The 22,252-nt window shown below is 67.6% G+C and carries 16 protein-coding genes and 5 tRNA genes; all 21 read left to right on the top strand.

Annotation, left to right across the window (positions count from 1 at the left end):
• Nucleotides 1–36 precede the first annotated feature (36 nt).
• The gene (locus QM772_RS09020; RefSeq protein WP_415135623.1) at nucleotides 37–765 is read left to right on the top strand and encodes a uracil-DNA glycosylase; all 729 of its coding nucleotides are present in this window, start codon (nucleotides 37–39) and stop codon (nucleotides 763–765) included.
• A 50-nt stretch (nucleotides 766–815) separates the two neighbouring features.
• Nucleotides 816–901, top strand: a tRNA-Tyr gene (locus QM772_RS09015).
• A 114-nt stretch (nucleotides 902–1,015) separates the two neighbouring features.
• Nucleotides 1,016–1,089 (top strand) — tRNA-Gly (locus tag QM772_RS09010).
• A 37-nt stretch (nucleotides 1,090–1,126) separates the two neighbouring features.
• A tRNA-Thr gene (locus tag QM772_RS09005) sits at nucleotides 1,127–1,201 on the top strand.
• 72 nt (nucleotides 1,202–1,273) lie between these two features.
• Nucleotides 1,274–2,464 (top strand): elongation factor Tu, encoded by a 1,191-nt coding sequence (tuf, locus tag QM772_RS09000; RefSeq protein ID WP_415135621.1) that lies wholly within the window; start codon nucleotides 1,274–1,276, stop codon nucleotides 2,462–2,464.
• Between the two features lie 25 nt (nucleotides 2,465–2,489).
• Nucleotides 2,490–2,565, top strand: a tRNA-Trp gene (locus QM772_RS08995).
• Between the two features lie 135 nt (nucleotides 2,566–2,700).
• Nucleotides 2,701–3,084 (top strand): preprotein translocase subunit SecE, encoded by a 384-nt coding sequence (gene secE, locus QM772_RS08990; RefSeq protein WP_415135619.1) that lies wholly within the window; start codon nucleotides 2,701–2,703, stop codon nucleotides 3,082–3,084.
• Complete coding sequence (nusG, locus tag QM772_RS08985) at nucleotides 3,085–3,669, top strand: transcription termination/antitermination protein NusG (protein WP_415135617.1); 585 nt, start codon at nucleotides 3,085–3,087, stop codon at nucleotides 3,667–3,669. It begins immediately after the preceding gene.
• A 128-nt stretch (nucleotides 3,670–3,797) separates the two neighbouring features.
• On the top strand, nucleotides 3,798–4,229 hold the full coding sequence (gene rplK, locus QM772_RS08980; protein WP_415135615.1) for a 50S ribosomal protein L11: 432 nt from the start codon (nucleotides 3,798–3,800) through the stop codon (nucleotides 4,227–4,229).
• Between the two features lies 1 nt (nucleotide 4,230).
• Entirely contained in the window at nucleotides 4,231–4,926 is a 696-nt protein-coding gene (rplA, locus tag QM772_RS08975) for a 50S ribosomal protein L1 (RefSeq protein WP_415135613.1), read from the top strand.
• 269 nt (nucleotides 4,927–5,195) lie between these two features.
• Nucleotides 5,196–5,714 carry a 50S ribosomal protein L10 gene (gene rplJ / locus QM772_RS08970; RefSeq protein ID WP_415135611.1) on the top strand — a complete coding sequence of 173 codons (519 nt, stop codon included), beginning with the start codon at nucleotides 5,196–5,198 and terminating at the stop codon, nucleotides 5,712–5,714.
• A 45-nt stretch (nucleotides 5,715–5,759) separates the two neighbouring features.
• The gene (gene rplL / locus QM772_RS08965; protein ID WP_415135609.1) at nucleotides 5,760–6,137 is read left to right on the top strand and encodes a 50S ribosomal protein L7/L12; all 378 of its coding nucleotides are present in this window, start codon (nucleotides 5,760–5,762) and stop codon (nucleotides 6,135–6,137) included.
• 289 nt (nucleotides 6,138–6,426) lie between these two features.
• Nucleotides 6,427–10,539, top strand: a complete 4,113-nt coding sequence (gene rpoB, locus QM772_RS08960; protein ID WP_415135607.1) for a DNA-directed RNA polymerase subunit beta — start codon at nucleotides 6,427–6,429, stop codon at nucleotides 10,537–10,539.
• Nucleotides 10,540–10,667: 128 nt separating this feature from the next.
• A complete protein-coding gene (gene rpoC, locus QM772_RS08955) occupies nucleotides 10,668–14,906 on the top strand; it encodes a DNA-directed RNA polymerase subunit beta' (protein WP_415135605.1) in 4,239 nt (1,412 codons plus the stop codon).
• A 76-nt stretch (nucleotides 14,907–14,982) separates the two neighbouring features.
• Nucleotides 14,983–15,567, top strand: a complete 585-nt coding sequence (locus QM772_RS08950; RefSeq protein WP_415135603.1) for a LemA family protein — start codon at nucleotides 14,983–14,985, stop codon at nucleotides 15,565–15,567.
• Entirely contained in the window at nucleotides 15,567–16,901 is a 1,335-nt protein-coding gene (gene rsmB, locus QM772_RS08945) for a 16S rRNA (cytosine(967)-C(5))-methyltransferase RsmB (RefSeq protein ID WP_415135601.1), read from the top strand. The genes QM772_RS08950 and rsmB overlap by 1 nt, the downstream gene beginning before the upstream one ends.
• Nucleotides 16,902–16,923: 22 nt before the next feature.
• Entirely contained in the window at nucleotides 16,924–17,493 is a 570-nt protein-coding gene (locus QM772_RS08940) for a DUF4390 domain-containing protein (protein ID WP_415135599.1), read from the top strand.
• Nucleotides 17,490–19,841: an ATP-binding protein gene (locus tag QM772_RS08935; protein WP_415135597.1), complete on the top strand. Its 2,352-nt coding sequence runs from the start codon at nucleotides 17,490–17,492 to the stop codon at nucleotides 19,839–19,841. The genes QM772_RS08940 and QM772_RS08935 overlap by 4 nt, the downstream gene beginning before the upstream one ends.
• Nucleotides 19,823–20,548: a response regulator gene (locus QM772_RS08930; RefSeq protein WP_415135595.1), complete on the top strand. Its 726-nt coding sequence runs from the start codon at nucleotides 19,823–19,825 to the stop codon at nucleotides 20,546–20,548. Before QM772_RS08935 ends, QM772_RS08930 begins: the two co-directional genes overlap by 19 nt.
• 35 nt (nucleotides 20,549–20,583) lie before the next feature.
• Nucleotides 20,584–20,659: transfer RNA gene (locus tag QM772_RS08925), tRNA-Phe, on the top strand.
• A gap of 175 nt (nucleotides 20,660–20,834) precedes the next feature.
• A complete protein-coding gene (locus QM772_RS08920; RefSeq protein WP_415135593.1) occupies nucleotides 20,835–22,187 on the top strand; it encodes a tyrosine-type recombinase/integrase in 1,353 nt (450 codons plus the stop codon).
• Nucleotides 22,188–22,252 lie beyond the last annotated feature (65 nt).

The raw sequence follows: 22,252 nt of genomic DNA, 5'->3' as shown, positions 1-22,252 counted from the left end.
ATTAAATAGCTGCCAGCGCTTGCTGTGCCTGCGCGAATGACCGATTTGATGCTGAAATCCTGGCCCGCCGGGCTGGATCGCGTAGCGCCCGCCTGGCGCCCGCTGATCGACGACTTCCTGGCCAGCCCGGCCGGGCGCGGCGTGCAGCAGGTGCTGGCCGACCGGTTGGCCGCCGGCGCCGCCATCTACCCGCCGCAGCCGCTGCGGGCGCTGCAACTCACCCCGCCGGAGGCCGTGCGCGTGGTCATCCTGGGCCAGGACCCGTACCACGGCCCCGGGCAGGCCAACGGGCTGGCCTTCGCCGTCGCCCCGGGCGCGCGGCCGCCGCCCAGCCTGCGCAACATCTTCAAGGAGCTGGCGCGACAGCACGGCCGCCCACCGCGCGCCGAGGGCCTGCTGGACCACTGGGCGGCCCAGGGCGTGCTGCTGCTCAACACCAGCCTTACCGTGGAGGCCGGCCAGGCCGGCAGCCACGCCCGCATCGGGTGGCAGGCCCTGACCGGCGCCATCTTCAACCATCTGCTGGCCGGGCCACGCCCGCTGGTGTTCATGCTGTGGGGCGCGCACGCGCAGAGCCTGCGCCCGCCCCATGCCCCGGCGCGCCACCTGTGGCTGTGCGCCAACCACCCCTCGCCGCTGTCGGCGCTGCGCCCGCCCGTGCCCTTCATCGGCTGCGGGCACTTCGGCGCGGCGGACGACTTCCTGCGCCGCGCGGGCCAGCCGCCCATCGACTGGCTGGGCGAGCGCCCGACCCCGGCGACCTAACAGACTTGCCGCCCCCGGTCAATTGGTGGCATAATCCGTGGTTCTCTGCCGGAGAGGTGGCCGAGTGGTTAATGGCAGCAGACTGTAAATCTGCCCTCTTACGAGTACGCTGGTTCGAATCCAGCCCTCTCCACCAGCAGACGCAGGCCAGTCTCGCACGGCTGACGCGACGAGCGACTTGGAGTTGGAGTGGTTTTCGGTTCTGCCGGGGCTGCGCGCTCGCTGGGCATCCGTCTTGGTGCGGGGCTTCGCGGGAGTAGTTCAATGGTAGAACCTTAGCCTTCCAAGCTAATGACGCGGGTTCGATTCCCGTCTCCCGCTCCAGTTGGTTCGCTGCGCGAGAGGTTTGCAGCAGGTTTTCGCCCTTGTGGCTCAGTGGTAGAGCACTCCCTTGGTAAGGGAGAGGTCGCGGGTCCGATTCCCGCCAAGGGCACCAGACACGCGGCGCGCACCCGGTGGGTGGCGCCGCTTATCGGTGTGTTGAGTTGATTTTTTCGGAGTCGAAGAAATGGCAAAAGAGAAATTCGAGCGTACCAAGCCGCACGTGAACGTGGGCACGATTGGCCACGTCGATCATGGCAAGACCACGCTGACGGCGGCCATCACCACCGTGCTGAGCAAGAAGTTCGGCGGTCAGGCCAAGGCGTACGACCAGATCGACGCGGCGCCCGAGGAGAAGGCGCGCGGCATCACCATCAACACCGCCCACGTGGAATACGAAACGGCCAACCGCCACTACGCCCACGTCGACTGCCCCGGCCACGCCGACTACGTCAAGAACATGATCACCGGCGCCGCCCAGATGGACGGCGCCATCCTGGTGTGCTCCGCCGCCGACGGCCCCATGCCCCAGACCCGCGAGCACATCCTGCTGTCGCGCCAGGTCGGCGTGCCCTACATCATCGTCTTCCTCAACAAGGCCGACATGGTCGACGACGCCGAGCTGCTCGAACTCGTCGAGATGGAAGTGCGCGAGCTGCTCAGCAAGTACGAATTCCCCGGCGACGACACCCCCATCATCAAAGGCAGCGCCAAGCTGGCCCTCGAAGGTGACACTGGCGAGCTCGGCGAGCAGGCCATCATGAAACTGGCCGACGCCCTCGACAGCTACATCCCCACGCCCGAGCGCGCGGTGGACGGCACCTTCCTGATGCCCGTCGAAGACGTCTTCTCCATCTCCGGGCGCGGCACCGTCGTCACCGGCCGCATCGAGCGCGGCGTCGTCAAGGTTGGCGAGGAAATCGAGATCGTCGGCATCCGCCCCACCGCCAAGACCACCTGCACCGGCGTCGAGATGTTCCGCAAGCTGCTCGACCAGGGCCAGGCCGGCGACAACGTCGGCATCCTGCTGCGCGGCACCAAGCGCGAGGAAGTCGAGCGCGGCCAGGTCCTCTGTAAGCCCGGCAGCATCAAGCCGCACACCCACTTCACCGGCGAGGTGTACGTGCTCTCCAAGGACGAAGGCGGGCGCCACACGCCCTTCTTCAACAACTACCGCCCGCAGTTCTACTTCCGCACCACCGACGTCACCGGCAGCATCGAGCTGCCCAAGGACAAGGAGATGGTGATGCCTGGGGACAACGTGAGCATCACGGTGAAGCTGATCGCGCCCATCGCCATGGAAGAAGGCCTGCGCTTCGCCATCCGCGAAGGCGGGCGCACCGTGGGCGCGGGTGTGGTGGCCAAGATCATCGAGTAAGCGCTGGTCGCAAGGGATTGGCTTTAGGGGTATAGCTCAATTGGCAGAGCGTCGGTCTCCAAAACCGAAGGTTGTAGGTTCGATTCCTACTGCCCCTGCCACCTGAGGTGGCGCCCCCGAGGTGATGTGAATCCCGCCCGAGAAGCCCGCCAAAGCCTTGGCGGGCTTGTGTGTCTAGAAGGTCTGGCGCCCGAGGTCCCGTGACTTCGCGCCCTGTGAATTTAAATCAGCCCAACATGGCAAGCACTCAAGTTGAGACCGTGAGCACAGGCGCCGACAAGGCGCGGCTGGCCGTTGCCGGCCTGCTGGTGGTGGCCGCGCTGGCGGGCTTCTACCTGCTCGCCGGCCAGGGCGCCGCCGCGCAGTGGGGCGCCCTGGCCGGCGGCCTGGTGCTGGCCGCGGTCGTGTTCTTCACGTCGGAGTCGGGCAGGCGGCTGGTCGCCTTCGGTCGTGACGCCTGGCGCGAGGTCAAGAAGGTCGTCTGGCCGACGCGCAAGGAAACCCTGCAGACGACGGCCTTCGTGTTCGCCTTCGCGGTCGTGATGGCGATCTTTCTGTGGGGTACCGACAAGACGCTGGAATGGGTCTTTTACGACCTGATCCTGGGTTGGAGGCGCTAGATGAGCGATGCTGTGAATCAACCCGTGGCCGAGCCCGTGGCGGCCGCCAATCCCGACCTGAAGTGGTACGTCGTCCACGCCTATTCGGGGATGGAGAAGGCGGTCGAGCGCAACATCCTGGAGCGCATCAACCGCGCCGGCATGCAGGCCAAGTTCGGCCGCATCCTGGTGCCGACGGAAGAGGTGGTCGAGGTCAAGAACGGCCAGAAGCGCACCACCGAGCGCAAGTTCTTTCCCGGCTACGTGCTGGTCGAGATGGTCATGGACGACGAGTCCTGGCACCTGGTCAAGCACACCAACAAGGTGACCGGCTTCGTCGGCGGCGCCAAGAATCGCCCGGCCCCGATCTCGGAAGACGAGGTCATGAAGATCGTCAACCAGATGCAGGAAGGCACGGACAAACCGCGCCACAAGGTCGAGTTCGAAGTGGGTGAGTACGTGCGCGTCAAGGAAGGCCCGTTCACCGACTTCAACGGCACCGTCGAGGAAGTCAACTACGAGAAGAGCAAGGTGCGGGTGTCCGTCACCATCTTCGGCCGCGCCACACCGGTGGAGCTGGAGTTTGCCCAGGTCGAGAAGGCCTGACTATTGTTTTGATAGCTGCTGGCGCTTTCCGGCTCTGCGCCAGCAGCCGTTTTTGTTCATAGAGTCGTTCACCCCGGGGAGCCTGTGGCAATGCGGCCGCAGGCGCTAGTACCCGCAAGGAGAAAAGCATGGCGAAGAAGATCGTCGGCTTCATCAAGCTGCAAGTGCCGGCTGGTAAAGCCAATCCGTCGCCGCCCATCGGCCCTGCTCTGGGCCAGCGCGGTCTGAACATCATGGAGTTCTGCAAGGCGTTCAACGCGCAGACCCAGGGCGTGGAGCCTGGCTTGCCCCTGCCCGTGGTCATCACGGCGTTCGCGGACAAGAGCTTCACCTTCGTCATCAAGACGCCGCCTGCCGGCGTGCTGATCAAGAAGGCGATCAAGCTCGACAAGGGCTCGGCCAAGCCGAACACCGACAAGGTCGGCAAGATCACCCGCGCACAGCTGGAAGAGATCGCCAAGACCAAGATGAAGGACATGACGGCGGCCGACCTGGATGCCGCCGTGCGCACCATCGCGGGCTCGGCCCGCTCGATGGGCGTGACCGTGGAGGGCGTGTGACATGGCCAAGCTGACCAAGAAAGCCAAGGCCCAGCAGGGCAAGGTGGACACCACCAGGCTGTATCCCCTGAGCGAGGCGCTGGCCATCGTGAAGGAGGCCGCCACGGCCAAGTTCGACGAGTCCATCGACGTCGCCGTGCAACTGGGCATCGACGCCAAGAAGTCCGACCAGGTCGTGCGCGGCGCCGTGGTGCTGCCCAACGGTACCGGCAAGACCAAGCGCGTGGCCGTGTTCGCCCAGGGCGCGAAGGCCGAGGAGGCCAAGGCCGCCGGTGCCGACATCGTCGGCATGGACGACCTGGCCGCCGAGGTGAAGGCGGGCAACATGCCCTTCGACGTGGTGATCGCCGCGCCGGACGCGATGCGCGTGGTCGGCACGCTGGGCCAGATTCTTGGCCCGCGCGGCCTGATGCCGAACCCCAAGGTCGGCACCGTGACGCCCGACGTCGCCACGGCGGTGAAGAACGCCAAGGCCGGCCAGGTGCAGTTCCGCGTCGACAAGGCCGGCATCGTGCATGGCACGATCGGCCGTCGCTCGTTCGAGGCCGACAAGCTGCAAGGCAACCTGGCGGCGCTGATCGATGCATTGAACAAGGCCAAGCCGGCCACCAGCAAGGGTGTGTACCTGCGCAAGGTGGCAGTGTCGAGCACGATGGGTGTGGGCGTTCGCGTCGACACGCAGACCATCGGCGCTTAGACGGGCAAGTGATTCGGAGGCGGGCCGCGAGGCGCGCGTCCGGTGTGGTGGGCCGCGGCAGCCGCAAGGACGCCGCGGGCCATCCAAGACCGCTGGTGCCGGGCGCGAGCCCGGCTTAATCTGCTCTGGATTCCAGAGCTGCCAGCGCAGATGGCGCACCCGCTGCAAAGGGTTTTGATCCTGAACAGTTGGTCGCTGCAAGAAGGCGCGCCCGAGAGGCCGGGTCGGTTTCCGGCCCCACCCGACGGCGCATTTTGAAGGAGTAGACCTTGAGTCTGAATCGCAGTGAGAAAGAAGCGGTCATCCAGGAGGTGACCGGCCTCGCCGCCAAAGCTCAAACGCTGGTGATGGCGGAATACCGCGGCGTCACGGTCGCCGACATGACGAAACTGCGCTCCGACGCGCGCAGCAAGGGCGTGGCCCTGAGCGTGCTGAAGAACACGCTGGCCCGCCGTGCTGTGGCCGGCAGCAGTTTCGAAGTGGTGGCCGACCAGATGACCGGCCCGCTCATCTATGGCTTCTCCGAGGACGCCGTGGCCGCCGCGAAGGTGGTGGCCGATTTCGCGAAGACCAACGACAAGCTGGTCATCCGCGGCGGCGTCTTTGGCGGCAAGAGCCTGGATGCGAACGGCGTGAAGCAGCTGGCCAACATCCCCTCCAAGGAAGTGTTGCTGGCCCAGCTGTGCGGCTTGCTCATGTCGCCCATCTCCCGCACCGCCGTGGTGCTGGGCGCGCTGGCGGCGAAAAAGGGCGAAGGCGCCGAAGCCGCGGAGCCTGCCGCAGCCTGAGGGCGCGGCATTCGATCAATCCAATTTTCTGTTTAGGTGAATCAAATGGCATTCGATAAAGACGCATTCCTGACCGCGCTGGACGGCATGACCGTCATGGAACTCAACGACCTGGTGAAAGCCATCGAAGAGAAGTTCGGCGTGAGCGCCGCCGCCATGGCCGCTCCGGCCGCTGGTGGCGGTGGCGCCGCGGCCGCCGCGGCCGAGGAGAAGACCGAGTTCAACGTGGTGCTGACCGAGGCCGGCGCCAACAAGGTGTCGGTCATCAAGGCCGTGCGCGAGATCACCGGCCTGGGCCTGAAGGAGGCCAAGGACCTGGTGGACGGCGCGCCCAAGAACGTCAAGGAAGGCATTGCCAAGGCCGACGCCGAGGCTGCTGTCAAGAAGCTGGTGGAAGCCGGCGCCAAGGCCGAACTCAAGTAAATCGGCCCGGGCCGCGGTTCGCCGCGGCCCGTCTCCGGTTTGCTGCCGGGCTGGTAGTGAACCAGCCTTTTCCGCTTTCAGAGCGCACCTGAAAGAGTCCCTGCGGTGGGCTGTTTTCACGTGTCTTCTGATCCCGACTGCAGAGGACCACTTGGTTCGGGCCGCGTGCAACGCGCGGCCGTCCGCCATCGGCTGGTAGTGGCCAGCCACCAAGCTCTCCTCAGGCTGCGTGCCTGATGCCAAAAGTCGCCATATGTCCAGGACCCCCAGTTCACCGCCCGGAGATCACATGGCCTATACCTTCACCGAACGCAAGCGCATCCGCAAGAGCTTCGGCACCCGTGAGAGCGTGCTCGAAGTACCGTACCTGCTGCAGATGCAGCGCGACGCCTACACCGCATTCCTGCAAAAGGACGTGGCGCCCAAGAAACGCACGCACGAGGGCCTGCAGGCGGCTTTCGAGTCGGCCTTCCCGATCGTCTCGCACAACGGCTTCGTCGAGATGAAGTTCGTCGAATACAACCTGGCCAAGCCCGCGTTCGACGTGCGCGAGTGCCAGACGCGCGGCCTCACCTACGCCTCGGCCGTGCGCGCGCGCGTGCAGCTCATCATCTACGACCGCGAATCCTCCACGCCGCAGAGCAAGGTGGTCAAGGAGGTGAAGGAGCAGGAGGTCTACATGGGCGAAGTGCCCCTGATGACCGACAAGGGCTCGTTCATCGTCAACGGCACCGAGCGCGTGATCGTCAGCCAGCTGCACCGCTCGCCCGGCGTGTTCTTCGAGCACGACAAGGGCAAGACGCACAGCTCGGGCAAGCTGTTGTTCTCCGCGCGCATCATTCCCTACCGCGGCTCGTGGCTGGACTTCGAGTTCGATCCCAAGGACATCCTGTTCTTCCGCGTCGACCGCCGCCGCAAGATGCCGGTCACCATCCTGCTCAAGGCCATCGGCCTGAACCCCGAGCAGATCCTGGCGAACTTCTTCGTCAACGACAACTTCCGCCTGATGGACAGCGGCGCGCAGATGGAGTTCGTGTCCGACCGCCTGAAGGGCGAGGTGGCGCGCTTCGACATCACCGACAAGTCCGGCAAGGTCATCGTCGCCAAGGACAAGCGCATCACCGCGCGCCACACGCGCGAGCTGGAGCAGACCGGCACCACGCACATCAGCGTGCCCGAGGACTTCCTCGTCGGCCGCGTGGTGGCGCGCAACGTGGTCGACGCCGACACCGGCGAGATCCTGGCCAAGGCCAACGACGAACTGACCGAGGCGCTGCTCAAGAAGCTGCGCGAGGCCGGCGTGCAGGAGCTGCAATGCCTGTACACCAACGAGCTGGACCAGGGCGCCTACATCAGCCAGACCCTGCGCGCCGACGAGACCGCCGACGAGTTCGCCGCCCGCGTCGCCATCTACCGCATGATGCGCCCCGGCGAGCCGCCGACCGAGGATGCTGTGCAGGCCCTGTTCCAGCGCCTGTTCTACAACCCGGACACCTACGACCTGTCGCGCGTCGGCCGCATGAAGTTCAACGCCAAGGTGGGCCGCGAGGAATCCACCGGCCCCATGGTGCTGACCAACGAGGACATCCTGGCCGTGGTCAAGATCCTGGTCGAGCTGCGCAACGGCCGCGGCGAGGTGGACGACATTGACCACCTGGGCAACCGCCGCGTGCGCTGCGTGGGCGAGCTGGCCGAGAACCAGTACCGCACGGGCCTGGCGCGCATCGAGAAGGCCGTGAAGGAGCGCCTGGGCCAGGCCGAGCAGGACCCGCTGATGCCGCACGACCTGATCAACTCCAAGCCGATTTCCGCGGCGCTCAAGGAGTTCTTCGGCGCCTCGCAGCTGTCGCAGTTCATGGACCAGACCAACCCGCTGGCCGAGATCACGCACAAGCGCCGCGTCTCGGCCCTGGGCCCGGGCGGTCTGACGCGCGAGCGCGCCGGCTTCGAGGTGCGCGACGTGCACGTCACCCACTACGGCCGCGTGTGCCCGATCGAGACGCCGGAAGGCCCGAACATCGGCCTGATCAACTCGCTGGCGCTGTACGCGCGCCTGAACGAATACGGCTTCATCGAGACGCCGTACCGCCGCGTGGTGGACGGCAAGGTGACGATGGAGATCGACTACCTGTCGGCCATCGAGGAAGGCAAGTACGTCATCGCCCAGGCCAACGCCACGCTGGACAAGGACGGCCGCCTGACGGGCGAGCTGGTGTCGGCGCGCGAGAAGGGCGAATCGATCCTGGTCGGCGCCGAGCGCATCCAGTACATGGACGTGTCGCCGGCGCAGATCGTGTCGGTGGCCGCGTCGCTGGTGCCCTTCCTGGAGCACGACGACGCCAACCGCGCGCTGATGGGTGCCAACATGTCGCGCCAGGCCGTGCCCGTGCTGCGGCCCGAGAAGCCCCTGGTGGGCACCGGCATCGAGCGCGTGGCGGCCGTGGATTCCGGCACCGTGGTGACGGCGCATCGCGGCGGCGTGGTGGACCACGTGGACGCCACCCGCATCGTGATCCGCGTCAACGACGACGAGGCGATGGCCGGCGAGGTGGGCGTGGACATCTACAACCTCATCAAGTACCAGCGCTCCAACCAGAACACCAACATCCACCAGCGGCCCATCGTCAAGCGCGGCGACGTGCTGGCCAAGGGCGACGTGATCGCCGACGGCGCCTCGACCGACCTGGGCGAGATCGCCATCGGCCAGAACATGCTGATCGCCTTCATGCCGTGGAACGGCTACAACTTCGAGGACTCGATCTTGATCAGCGAGCGCGTGGTGGCCGACGACCGCTACACCAGCATCCACATCGAGGAGCTGGTGGTGATGGCGCGCGACACCAAGCTGGGCGCCGAAGAGATCACGCGCGACATCCCGAACCTGTCGGAGCAGCAGCTCAACCGCCTGGACGAGTCCGGCATCATCTACGTGGGCGCCGAGGTCATGCCCGGCGACACGCTGGTGGGCAAGGTCACGCCCAAGGGAGAGACCACGCTGACGCCCGAGGAGAAGCTGCTGCGCGCCATCTTCGGCGAGAAGGCCAGCGACGTGAAGGACACCTCGCTGCGCGTGGACCAGGGCAGCCAGGGCACCGTGATCGACGTGCAGGTGTTCACCCGCGAGGGCATCCAGCGCGACAAGCGTGCGCAGCAGATCATCGACGACGAGCTGAAGCGCTACCGCCTGGACCTGAACGACCAGCTGCGCATCGTCGAGGCCGACGCCTTCGACCGCATCGAGAAGCTGCTGAACGGCAAGACCGCCAACGGCGGGCCGAACCGCATCGCCAAGGGCACCAGGATCGACAAGGCCTACCTGGCCTCGGTGGACAAGTACCACTGGTTCGACATCCGCCCGGCCGAGGACGAGGTGGCTGCGCAGCTCGAAAGCATCAAGGCTTCCATCGAGCAGCAGCGCCACAGCTTCGACCTGGCGTTCGAGGAAAAGCGCAAGAAGCTGACGCAGGGCGACGAGCTGCCCGCCGGCGTGCTGAAGATGGTCAAGGTGTACCTGGCCGTCAAGCGCCGCCTGCAGCCCGGCGACAAGATGGCCGGCCGCCACGGCAACAAGGGCGTGGTGTCCAAGATCGTGCCGGTCGAGGACATGCCCTACATGGCCGACGGCACGCCGGTGGACATCGTGCTCAACCCGCTGGGCGTGCCTTCGCGCATGAACGTGGGCCAGGTGCTGGAAGTGCACCTGGGCTGGGCCGGCAAGGGCATCGGCCAGCGCATCGACGAGATGCTGCGCTCCGAGGGGCGCGTGGCCAAGCTGCGCAAGTACCTGGAAGAGCTCTACAACACCACGGGCCACAAGGAAGACCTGGCCCGCTTGAGCGACGAGCAGCTGCTGGAGATGGCCGGCAACCTGACCACCGGCATGCCCTTCGCCACGCCGGTGTTCGACGGTGCCTCCGAGGCCGAGATCCACGGCATGCTGCAACTGGCCTACCCCGAGGCCGTGGCCAAGGCCAAGGGCCTGACGCCCACGCGCACCCAGGCGCACCTGTACGACGGCCGCACCGGCGACGCCTTCGAGCGCCCGACGACCATCGGCTACATGCACTTCCTGAAGCTGCACCACCTGGTGGACGACAAGATGCACGCGCGCTCCACCGGCCCGTACTCGCTGGTCACGCAGCAGCCGCTGGGCGGCAAGGCGCAGTTCGGCGGACAGCGCTTCGGCGAGATGGAAGTGTGGGCGCTGGAAGCCTACGGCGCCTCCTACACGCTGCAGGAGATGCTCACCGTCAAGTCCGACGACGTGCAGGGCCGCACCAAGGTGTACGAGAGCATCGTCAAGGGCGAGCATTCCATCGACGCCGGCATGCCCGAGTCGTTCAACGTGCTGGTCAAGGAAATCCGTTCGCTGGGCCTCGACATGGAGCTGGAGCGCTCCTGAAGCGCCACCGGTGCAATGAAAAAGTGAGCTGCTGGCGCTTGCCATTCAAGGGTTTCAGGTTGTTTTATATCTGTAATCGGCTAGCAGCAAGCGCTGGCAGCTATGATTTTTGATAGGGAAAGAGTCACATGAAATCGCTACTCGACCTGTTCAAGCAGTTCACGCCGGATGAGCACTTCGACGCCATCCGCATCGGCCTGGCTTCGCCCGAGAAGATCCGTTCGTGGTCCTTCGGCGAGGTGAAGAAGCCCGAGACCATCAACTACCGCACCTTCAAGCCCGAGCGCGACGGCCTGTTCTGCGCCAAGATCTTCGGGCCCATCAAGGACTACGAGTGCCTGTGCGGCAAGTACAAGCGCCTGAAGCACCGCGGCGTGATCTGCGAGAAGTGCGGCGTGGAAGTCACGCAGACCAAGGTGCGCCGCGAGCGCATGGGCCACATCGACCTGGCCGCGCCCTGCGCGCACATCTGGTTCCTGAAGTCGCTGCCCTCGCGCCTGGGCATGGTGCTGGACATGACGCTGCGCGACATCGAGCGCGTGCTGTACTTCGAGGCCTACGTCGTCACCGACCCCGGCATGACCCCGCTGAAGAAGTTCGGCATCATGAGCGAGGACGACTACGACGCCAAGCGCAAGGAGTACGGCGACGAGTTCACCGCGCGCATGGGCGCCGAAGGCATCAAGGAGCTGCTGGAGAGCATCGACCTCGACGTCGAGATCGAGCGGCTGCGCGGCGACCTGACGGGCTCCGAAGTCAAGGTCAAGAAGAACGCCAAGCGCCTGAAGGTGCTGGAAGCCTTCAAGAAGTCGGGCATCAAGCCCGAGTGGATGGTGCTGCAGGTGCTGCCCGTGCTGCCGCCCGACCTGCGCCCGCTGGTGCCGCTGGACGGCGGCCGCTTCGCCACGTCGGACCTGAACGACCTGTACCGCCGCGTCATCAACCGCAACTCGCGCCTGCGCCGCCTGCTGGAGCTGAAGGCGCCCGAGATCATCGCGCGCAACGAGAAGCGCATGCTCCAGGAAGCCGTTGATTCGCTGCTGGACAACGGCCGCCGCGGCAAGGCCATGACGGGCGCCAACAAGCGCGCCCTGAAGTCGCTGGCCGACATGATCAAGGGCAAGGGTGGCCGCTTCCGCCAGAACCTGCTGGGCAAGCGCGTGGACTACTCGGGCCGCTCGGTCATCACCGTGGGCCCGACGCTCAAGCTGCACCAGTGCGGCCTGCCCAAGCTGATGGCGCTGGAGCTGTTCAAGCCCTTCATCTTCGCCCGCCTGGAGGCGATGGGCATCGCCACCACCATCAAGGCCGCCAAGAAAGAGGTCGAAGCCGGCACGCCGGTGGTGTGGGACATCCTGGAAGAGGTCATCACCGAGCACCCGGTGCTGCTCAACCGCGCGCCCACGCTGCACCGCCTGGGCATCCAGGCGTTCGAGCCGATCCTGATCGAAGGCAAGGCGATCCAGCTGCACCCGCTGGTGTGCGCCGCCTTCAACGCTGACTTCGACGGCGACCAGATGGCCGTGCACGTGCCGCTGTCGGTCGAGGCGCAGATGGAAGCCCGCACGCTGATGCTGGCCTCCAACAACGTGCTGTTCCCGGCCAGCGGCGAGCCCTCCATCGTGCCCTCGCAGGACGTGGTGCTGGGCCTGTACTACACCACCCGCGAGCGCATCAACGGCAAGGGCGAGGGCATGGTCTTCGCCGACATCGGCGAGGTGCAGCGCGCGCTGGACAACGGCGTGGCCGAGCTCACCGCCAGGATCAGCGTGCGCCTGACCGAATGGAGCAGGAACAAGGACACCGGCGGGTTCGAGCCCTCGACCGCGCTGGTGGACACCACCGTGGGCCGCGCCCTGCTGTCGGAGATCCTGCCCAAGGGCCTGCCCTTCGCGCTGATGAACAAGGCGCTGAAGAAGAAGGAGATCTCGCGCCTGATCAACGCCAGCTTCCGCAAGTGCGGCCTGAAGGAGACCGTGGTCTTCGCCGACAAGCTGCTGCAGAACGGCTTCCGCCTGGCCACGCGCGCCGGCATCTCCATCGCCATCGAGGACATGCTGGTGCCCAGGGAGAAGCACGGCATCATCGAGCGCGCCGAGAAGGAGGTGAAGGAGATCGAGCAGCAGTACGTCTCGGGTCTGGTCACCGCCGGCGAGCGCTACAACAAGGTGGTCGATATCTGGGGTAAGGCCGGCGACGAGGTGTCCAAGGTCATGATGGCGCAGCTCGCCAAGCAGAAGACCACCGACCGCAACGGCAAGGAAGTCGATCAGGAGTCCTTCAACTCCATCTACATGATGGCCGACTCGGGCGCGCGCGGTAGCGCGGCGCAGATCCGCCAGCTGGCCGGCATGCGCGGCCTGATGGCCAAGCCCGACGGCTCCATCATCGAGACGCCCATCACGGCCAACTTCCGCGAGGGGTTGAACGTGTTGCAGTACTTCATCTCCACGCACGGCGCCCGCAAGGGCCTGGCCGACACGGCGCTGAAGACGGCCAACTCCGGCTACCTCACGCGCCGCCTGGTGGACGTGACGCAGGACCTGGTGGTGACCGAGGACGACTGCGGCACCAGCGACGGCTCGGTGATGCGCGCCATCGTCGAGGGCGGCGAGGTGATCGAGTCGCTGCGCGAGCGCATCCTGGGCCGCACTGCGGCCGAGGACCTGGTCAGCCCCGAGAGCCAGGAGGTGGTGATCCAGGCCGGCCAGATGCTGGACGAGGACGCCATCGACGAGCTGGAGGCGGCGGGCATCGACGAGGTGCGCGTGCGCACCGCGCTGACCTGCAACACCCGCTTCGGCCTGTGCGCCAAGTGCTACGGCCGCGACCTGGGCCGCGGCGGCCTGGTGAACATGGGCGAGGCGGTGGGCGTGATCGCCGCGCAGTCCATCGGCGAGCCGGGCACGCAGCTGACGATGCGCACCTTCCACATCGGCGGCGCGGCCTCGCGCGCGGCGGTGGCCTCCAGCGTGGAGGCCAAGAGCAACGGCGCGATCGGCTTCAACGCCACCATGCGCTACGTCACCAACAGCAAGGGCGAGCTGGTCGTCATCTCGCGCTCGGGCGAGATCGTGGTGCACGACGAGCACGGCCGCGAGCGCGAGCGCCACAAGGTGCCCTACGGCGCCACGCTGACGGTGAAGGCCGACCAGCCCATCAAGGCCGGCACCATCCTCGCCAACTGGGACCCGCTGACGCGCCCGATCATCACCGAGTACGCCGGTACCGTGAAGTTCGAGAACGTCGAGGAGGGCCTGACGGTGGCCAAGCAGGTGGACGAGGTCACCGGCCTGTCCACCCTGGTGGTGATCGATCCCAAGCGCCGCGGCTCGACCAAGATCGTGCGTCCGCAGGTCAAGCTGATCGATGCCGGCGGCAACGAGGTCAAGATCCCCGGCACCGACCACTCCGTGACCATCGGCTTCCAGGTCGGCGCGCTGATCCAGGTGCGCGACGGCCAGGACGTGGGCCCCGGCGAGGTGCTGGCGCGCATCCCGGTCGAAGGCCAGAAGACGCGCGACATCACGGGCGGCCTGCCGCGCGTGGCCGAGCTGTTCGAGGCCCGCAGCCCCAAGGACAAGGGCGTGCTGGCCGAGCAGACCGGCACCGTGTCGTTCGGCAAGGAGACCAAGGGCAAGATCCGCCTGCAGATCACCGACCCCGACGGCAAGGTGTGGGAAGAGCTGATCCCCAAGGAGAAGAACATCCTGGTGCACGAAGGCCAGGTGGTGAACAAGGGCGAGAGCATCGTCGACGGCCCGGCCGACCCGCAGGACATCCTGCGCCTGCTGGGCATGGAGGAGCTGGCGCGCTACATCGTCGATGAGGTGCAGGACGTCTACCGCCTGCAGGGCGTGAAGATCAACGACAAGCACATCGAGGTGATCGTGCGCCAGATGCTGCGCCGCGTCGTGGTCGAGAACCCGGGCGAGTCCGGCTACATCGCGGGCGAGCAGGTCGAGCGCTCGGAGATCCTCAACACCAACGAGGCGCTGCAGGCCGACGGCAAGATCCCCGCGACCTACAGCAACCTGCTGCTGGGCATCACCAAGGCGTCGCTGTCCACCGACAGCTTCATCAGCGCCGCCTCCTTCCAGGAGACCACGCGCGTGCTGACCGAGGCGGCCATCATGGGCAAGCGCGACGAGCTGCGCGGCCTGAAGGAGAACGTCATCGTCGGCCGCCTGATCCCCGCCGGCACGGGGCTGGCCTACCACCAGGCGCGCAAGGTCAAGGACCAGATGGACGAGGCCGAGCGCCGCGCCATCGCCGATGCCGAGGCCGCCGAACTGGCGGAAGCCACCGCCGGCGCCGACGGCGCGGGCGAAGCCGCCAACGCTGACGAAGGGGCCGCCGCCGAATAAGGCGAGCGCTCCTTTCTGGATAGCGCCCTGCCGTTGTGCAACCAGCGGGCAGGGCGTTTTTCCTGGGTTCTACCGGATGCCGAACCTCTCGCTGTGGATCTGGGCCGTGCCGGCCCTGCTGTTCTTCTGGGCCATCGGGGCCTACAACCGGCTGGTGCGGCTGCGCGCTGGCGCGCGCCGGGCCTTCGCCGCGCTGGACGAGCAGCTGGTGCGCCAGATCGTCTGGGTGCAGGGCTGCCTGCCCGAGTCCATGCGCGGCGGCGCGCAGACCGCGCCGGCCGAGCTGCAGGACGAGGTGACGGCCGCCTGGGCGCTGCTGCATGCCGCCAGCGACCAGTTCGCCGCCGCGCTGGCGCACGCCCGCGCCGACGTGGCCGACGTGCCCACCATGGCCGGCCTGGTACTGGCGCACGAGGCCATGCGCACCGCCTGGGCCGGCGCGTTGGCCGGCGCCGTGGCGCCCGACGCCGTGCCCTCGGCCGACCGCCTGCAGGCCCGCTGGCTGCGCCTGCTGCACCAGTCGCTGCCCCTGCGCGCCGCGTTCAACGAGGCGGCGCAGGCCTACAACCAGGCCATCGCGCAGTTCCCCGCCTCGTTCATCGCGCGCCTGGCGGGCTTCAAGCCGGCGGGTACCGTGACCCGGCTCGCCGAGCCCCGCTGATGAGCGCCTCGCCGCCGCACCCCTCGCCGCCGCTGTGGCGGCAATTGCAGGCGGCGGCGCGGCTGGTGCACGGCGTGCGCCAGGGGCGCTCGCTGACGGCGCAGCTGCCCGAGGTGCCGGCCGGCCTGCGCCCGGGCGTGCAGGCGCTGTCGTTCCACGCCCTGCGTTGGCTGGGCCTGGCCGAAGCCCTGCGCGGCCGCCTGACGGCGCGCAGCAGGCCCGCGCCCCGGCCGGACGCTCTGCTGTGCACCGCGCTCAGCCTGCTCGCGGCCGATGGCCCAGACCTCTATGCGCCGTTCACCCTGGTGGACCAGGCGGTCGAGGCGGCCAAGCGCGATGCGGCCACGCGCGCCAGCGCGCCGCTGGTCAACGCCTGCCTGCGCCGCTTCCTGCGCGAACGCGAGGCGCTGCTGCCCAGCGTCGTGCGGGACGACCCGGTGGCGCGCTGGAACCACCCGCGCTGGTGGATCGAGCGGCTGCGCGCCGACCATCCCGACACCTGGGCCGAGATGCTGGCCGCCGCCCAGCACCCCGCACCCATGGTACTGCGGGTTTACAAGCAAAAATGCCCTCCAGCGCAATACCAGCAAGCGCTGGCAGCTATCAATATAGAAGCTTCGCCGGTGGGTGATTCGGGCCTGGTGCTGCGCCGGCCCATGCCTGTGGGCGATCTGCCGGGCTTCGCGGCGGGGCAGGTGTCGGTGCAGTCGGCCGCCGCGCAGCTGGCCGCGCCGCTGCTGCTGCGCGGGCTGGCCGTGGGCGCCCCGCGCATCCTCGACGCCTGCGCCGCGCCCGGCGGCAAGACGGCGCACCTGCTGGAGCTGTCGCCCGGCGCGCGCGTGACCGCACTGGAGATCGATCCCCAGCGCAGCCCGCGCATCGCCGAGAACCTGGCCCGCCTCGGCCAGCATGCCGACGTGCGCGTGGCCGACGCCGCCGACACCGCCGCCTGGTGGGATGGCGAGCATTACGACGCTATCCTGCTCGACGCGCCTTGCAGCGCCTCCGGCATCGTGCGCCGCCACCCCGACGTGCGCTGGCTGCGCCGCCCGACCGACATTGCCCAGCTGGCGGCCCGGCAGGACCGCCTGCTGAACGCGCTGTGGCCCCTGCTGGCGCCCGGCGGCCGGCTGCTGTACTGCACCTGCTCGGTGTTCCGGGCCGAGGGCGACGAGCGCATCCAGGCGTTTGTTGCGCACAACAGCGACGCCGCGCGGCTGCCGTCCCCGGGCCATTTGTGGCCCCGCCTGGACGATGGCGGCCTCGGGCGTGGCGACAATGGCGGTTGTGACGATGGATTCTTTTACGCGTTGCTGGAAAAGCGCCTGGCCTAGCGGGCTGCTGGCGGTCCTGTTCGTGCTCTGTGCGCTCGGGCTGGGTGCCGGGCCGGCGCGCGCCGGCGCCAGCATCGAGCTGGCCGAATTGCGGGTCGAGCGGGCCGACGACGGCCTGTACCTGTCGGCGCGCCTGCGTTTCGAGCTGCCGGCGGCGGTGGAGGATGCGCTGGACAAGGGCATCGCGGTGCACTTCGTCGCCGACGCCGAGGTCGTGCGCGACCGCTGGTACTGGTACGACCGCCAGATGGCCTCCGTGCAGCGCTACATGCGCGTGGCCTACCAGCCGCTGACGCGGCGCTGGCGCCTGAACACCTCGTCCGAGCCCATCGTCAGCTCGGGCCTGGGCGTGACGCTGACGCAGCACTACGACTCGCTGGCCGAAGTGATGGCGGCCATCCAGCGCATCACGCGCTGGCGCATCGCCACGGCGGCCGAGCTGGAGGAGGGCGGCCGCCAGAGCGTGCGCTTTCGCTTCCGGCTGGACGCCAGCCAGCTGCCGCGCACCTTCCAGATCGGCGCCTTCGGCGATTCGGACTGGGTGCTGTCGGTCGAGCGCCGCGTCGACCTGACCCAGGAGGGCGGGCGGTGACGCCCTTGCCGGTCGAGCCGCAGGCGGAGCAGAGCGGCCGCAAGCGCCTGCGGCGCTGGGCCATGGGCCTGGGCATCGCCGGGCTGGTGCTCGGCGGCCTGCTGCTGATCTTCCTGTTGGCGCAGGCCACCAACAACCGCCTGCTGTACGAACGCTACTACGCGCGGCTGTTCGCCGTCAACGTCGCGGTGGCGGCGGTGCTGGTGCTGGTGATCCTGTGGGGCATCCTGCGGCTCGCCCTGCGCCTGAAGCGCGGCAAGTTCGGCAGCCGCCTGCTGATCAAGCTGGCGGCCATCTTCGGGCTGGTGGGCGTGCTGCCGGGGCTGCTGATCTACATCGTGTCCTACCAGTTCGTGTCGCGCTCCATCGAGTCGTGGTTCGACGTCAAGGTGGAAGGCGCCCTCACCGCCGGGCTGACGCTGGCGCGCACCTCTCTGGAGACGCAGGCGCGCGACTTCGGCAACCAGCTGCGCACCGCCTCCGCCGCGCTGGCCGACACGCCCGACGCGCTGGCCGCGCTGCCGCTGGAGCAGCTGCGCACCCAGCTGGGCGCGACCGACGTGAGCCTGTGGTCGGCTCCGGGGCGCCTGATCGCCAGCGCCGGTCAGTCCCGGTTCGACCTGACGCCCGAGCGCCCCGGCCCGTCGATGCTGCGCAGCCTGCGCGCCCAGGGGGTGGCGACCCAGATCGAGGGTGTGGACGATGTGGGCAACCCTGGCGCGGCGGACGCGCAGCCGCCGCGCATCAAGGCGCTGGTGGCGGTCAACGCGCGCTCCATCGGGCTGGTCGGCGAGCCGCGCCTGCTGCAGGCGGTGCAGCCGCTGCCGACCGCGCTGGTGGAAAACGCCCTGGCCGTGCAGGCCGCCAACCGGGAATACCAGGAGCGTGCGCTGGGGCGCGAGGGTCTGCGCCGCATGTACATCGGCACGCTGACGCTCAGCCTGTTCCTGTCGGTGTTCGGCGCCGTCCTGCTGGCCGTGGCCCTGGGCAAGCAGCTGGCCACGCCGCTGCTCATGCTGGCCGACGGCGTGCGCCAGGTGGCCGCCGGCGACCTGCGGCCCAAGGTGGTGCTGCAAGGGCGCGACGAACTGGTCGGCCTGACGCGCTCGTTCGCCGACATGACGCAGCAACTGGCCGACGCCCGCGCGGCGGTCGACTCCAGCATGCGCGAGGTGGAGGCCGCGCGCTCCGGCCTGCAGACCATCCTGGACAACCTCACGGCCGGCGTGCTGGTGCTTGACCGCGACGGCATCATCCAGTCGTCCAACCCTGGCTCCACGCGCATCCTGCGCGCGCCCTTCGCGGCACACACGGGCCAGCCGCTCGGCACGCTGCCTGGCCTGGATGCCTTTGCCGAGGAAGTGCAGGCGCAATTCGCCGAATTCGAGGGCGAGCGCACCGAGCACGGGCTGGACCACTGGCAGAAATCGTTCGAGCTGTACGGCCACGCCGGCGGCGGCGTGGCCACCGAAGCGGTGTCCCTGGTGGCGCGCGGAGCGGCGCTGCCAGGCGGCCTGCGGCTGCTGGTGTTCGACGACATATCGGAAATCGTGTCGGCCCAGCGCGCTCAGGCCTGGGGCGAAGTCGCGCGCCGGCTGGCGCACGAGATCAAGAATCCGCTCACGCCGATCCAACTGTCGGCCGAGCGGCTGGAGCACAAGCTGGCCGACAAGCTGGAGGGCGCCGACCGGGCCATGCTGGTCAAGTCGGTCAAGACCATCGTCGACCAGGTCGATGCCATGAAGCGGCTGGTCAACGAGTTCCGCGACTACGCCCGGCTGCCCACGGCCGAGCTGAAGCCTTTGGACCTCAACGCCCTGGTGGCCGAGGTGCTGCACCTGTATGGCGGCGACGGCGCGACCGGCCTGCCGGCGCCCCTGCGCCTGGAATGCGACCGCGCCTGCCCGCCTGTCATGGGCGACGCGCAGCAACTGCGGCAGGTCATCCACAACCTGGTGCAGAATGCGCTGGATGCGTCGGAGCAGCCGGCCGAGCCGGCCGGTGGTGACCGCGGCGTGATCGTGCGCACGCAATGGCAGGCCACCTCGCACCGCGTCAGGCTGGCCGTGCTGGACCACGGCCACGGCTTCTCCGACGCCATACTCAAGCGGGCCTTCGAGCCCTACGTCACCACCAAGGCCAAGGGCACCGGGCTCGGTCTGGCGGTGGTCAAGAAGATCGCGGAGGAGCACGGCGCCCGCCTGGACGTGTCCAACCGCGTCGCCGACGGCCGGGTGGTGGGCGCGCAAGTGTCGTTATCATTCGAGCCGGCGCCAGCCGCCGGCGCCGGGCCGAACGCCCGGGACAACGCAGGAGAAAACAACCCCTTATGGCCAACATCCTCGTAGTGGACGACGAACTCGGCATTCGCGATCTCCTGTCGGAGATCCTGAACGACGAGGGTCACACTGTCGAGCTTGCCGAGAACGCCGCGCAGGCGCGTGCTGCCCGGCAGGCCACCCGTCCCGACCTGGTGCTGCTGGACATCTGGATGCCCGATACCGACGGCGTGACCCTGCTCAAGGAGTGGCGTGGCACCGGCCTGCTGACCATGCCGGTGATCATGATGAGCGGGCACGCCACCATCGATACCGCCGTCGAGGCCACGCGCATCGGCGCGCAGTCGTTCCTTGAAAAGCCCATCACGCTGCAGAAGCTGCTCAAGTCCGTGGACCAGGCGCTGTCGCGCGACGTGCCCGCCGCGCGCAAGCCGGCCGTCGACGGGGCCGAGCAGCCCCATGCCGGCGGCGGCCTGTCCATCGCCGCGTCCGACCTGACCGTCGAAGCCGCGATGACGGGTGGCCAGTCACTGCCCGCCGTGGTCGATCTGAGCCCGCAGGGCCAGCAGACCTTCGAGCTCGACAAGCCGCTGCGCGACGCGCGCGATGCCTTCGAGAAAGCGTACTTCGAGTTTCACCTGGCCAAGGAAGGCGGCTCCATGACCCGCGTGGCCGAGAAGACGGGCCTGGAGCGCACGCACCTGTACCGCAAGCTCAAGCAGTTGGGCGTGGACCTGTCCCGCGGCCGCCGCGGCAGCAGCGCCAACGCATCCTGACCACAGGCCGCGCATGCTAGAATGCGCGGCTTCACGGCCCGGTAGCTCAGTTGGTAGAGCAGCGGATTGAAAATCCGCGTGTCGGTGGTTCGATTCCGCCCCAGGCCACCATCCCCCTTTCCCACCCGGTTTCATCGAATCCCGTTTCCTCAAGGAAATCAAGGGGTTGCGCAAGAAACCTGTCCCACAGCGTCGCATTCGGTTCCGCCGAATCCCAGGGTTTTTGTTCCCTGGCGTGTTCCCTTACCGTTCTCCTTGTTTTCACAGGGTACACGGAGGTACGGCGATGAAGCTCACTGCCAAGGCCATTGATCTGGCCCAGCCTGCGGACAAGGAGTACATGCTGTCCGACGGGGACAAACTGTACCTTCGCGTCCATCCTAGCGGCGGCAAGCGCTGGCTGTTCAACTACATCAGTGTCGAGGGCCGGCGGATCAAGCTCACGCTGGGTCCGTACCCTGAGATCTCTCTGGCGACGGCTCGCGATTTAGCCGCGGAGCAGCGACGTCTCCTCGCCATGGGCAAGGATCCGCGCGTCAAGAAGCTTGAAGTACGCCAAGAGGCACAGCGCCAGGCGCTGGCCACCTTCGAGAGTGTGGCGCGCGAGTGGCACGCGCACGCCACCGACGTGCACGAGTGGAGCGAGAACTACAGCCAAAAGATCCTGCGCCAACTGGAAATGCACGCCTTCCCCAGGTTGGGCCGCCACCCGATCGGAACCCTCAACCAGATGGACGTCCTGCAATGCTTGGAGGCCGTCTCCCTGGCCGGCACCAGAGAGACAGCCATCCGCCTGCGTGAGAGCCTGCAGCGCGTCTACGCCAGGGCCGTCACGCTCGGTCTCCTGGACACAGGTAAGAACTTCATGGCCAAGAGCGTGGCCGACTTCAAGTTGCGTGCTCCCAGGGTGAAGCACTTCGCGACCATGCTCGACCCCGAGAAGATTGGGCAACTCCTGCGCGACATCCGCGGCTACAGGGGCCACTTCACCGTCACCTGCGCCCTGATGATCATGCCCTATGTGTTCCAGCGGCCCGGCCAGATCCGCATGATGGAGTGGGAGCAACTGGACCTCGATGCCGGCCTCTGGGTCTGCCCGCCGCACATCATGAAGGTACGGGAAGCCCACAAGTTCGACAATCAGACGCCGCCCCACGTCGTGCCCCTGCCGCGCCAGGTCGTCGAGATCCTGCATCGCATGCACAAGGTGACCGGACCATCGGGCCCCGTGTTCAAGAGCGTGTCCCGCAGGCCGGGAAAGGATGGCTACACGCGCTACATCTCGAACAACACGATGAACAGCGCTCTGCGGGCCCTGGGCTATGACACCCAGCAGGACATCACCGGGCACGGCTTCCGGGCTATGGCCCGCACGCTCATCCGGGAAAAGCTCGGCTGGGACCGGGAACTGATCGAGAAGCACCTTGCCCACGTCTCCGACGAAGAACTGGGCGATACCTACGACCGTGCCCAATTCATCGAACAGCGCCACGCAATGGCGCAGGCCTGGGCCGACTACCTGGACCAGTTGGCGGATCACAAGATCCCGCCGGCCAAGCGCTTCACACCCTTGCTCAATCCGCCGCCAAGCCATGCCGCCGGCGACAGCCCATCAATGCCGGTGCGCATGCTTTCCTAGCGCTGCATTTGGTAAATCTTCGCGTCGCGGTTGACGCACCGCCTTCTGCAGTTGATTCGTGCTGC

It is taken from the genome of Ottowia sp. (genome assembly GCF_047601385.1).
Lineage (GTDB): Bacteria > Pseudomonadota > Gammaproteobacteria > Burkholderiales > Burkholderiaceae_C > Ottowia.
The sequence above is the reverse complement of the archived record's forward strand: the minus strand, read 5'-3'. Positions and strand labels throughout refer to the sequence as shown.

Bases quoted from the DNA above. Each gene is read 5' to 3' on its own strand.
- QM772_RS09020 (WP_415135623.1), top strand. From the start codon at position 37: ATGACCGATTTGATGCTGAAATCCTGGCCCGCCGGGCTGGATCGCGTA.
- tuf (WP_415135621.1), top strand. From the start codon at position 1,274: ATGGCAAAAGAGAAATTCGAGCGTACCAAGCCGCACGTGAACGTGGGC.
- secE (WP_415135619.1), top strand. From the start codon at position 2,701: ATGGCAAGCACTCAAGTTGAGACCGTGAGCACAGGCGCCGACAAGGCG.
- nusG (WP_415135617.1), top strand. From the start codon at position 3,085: ATGAGCGATGCTGTGAATCAACCCGTGGCCGAGCCCGTGGCGGCCGCC.
- rplK (WP_415135615.1), top strand. From the start codon at position 3,798: ATGGCGAAGAAGATCGTCGGCTTCATCAAGCTGCAAGTGCCGGCTGGT.
- rplA (WP_415135613.1), top strand. From the start codon at position 4,231: ATGGCCAAGCTGACCAAGAAAGCCAAGGCCCAGCAGGGCAAGGTGGAC.
- rplL (WP_415135609.1), top strand. From the start codon at position 5,760: ATGGCATTCGATAAAGACGCATTCCTGACCGCGCTGGACGGCATGACC.
- rpoB (WP_415135607.1), top strand. From the start codon at position 6,427: ATGGCCTATACCTTCACCGAACGCAAGCGCATCCGCAAGAGCTTCGGC.
- rpoC (WP_415135605.1), top strand. From the start codon at position 10,668: ATGAAATCGCTACTCGACCTGTTCAAGCAGTTCACGCCGGATGAGCAC.
- QM772_RS08950 (WP_415135603.1), top strand. From the start codon at position 14,983: ATGCCGAACCTCTCGCTGTGGATCTGGGCCGTGCCGGCCCTGCTGTTC.
- rsmB (WP_415135601.1), top strand. From the start codon at position 15,567: ATGAGCGCCTCGCCGCCGCACCCCTCGCCGCCGCTGTGGCGGCAATTG.
- QM772_RS08930 (WP_415135595.1), top strand. From the start codon at position 19,823: ATGGCCAACATCCTCGTAGTGGACGACGAACTCGGCATTCGCGATCTC.
- QM772_RS08920 (WP_415135593.1), top strand. From the start codon at position 20,835: ATGAAGCTCACTGCCAAGGCCATTGATCTGGCCCAGCCTGCGGACAAG.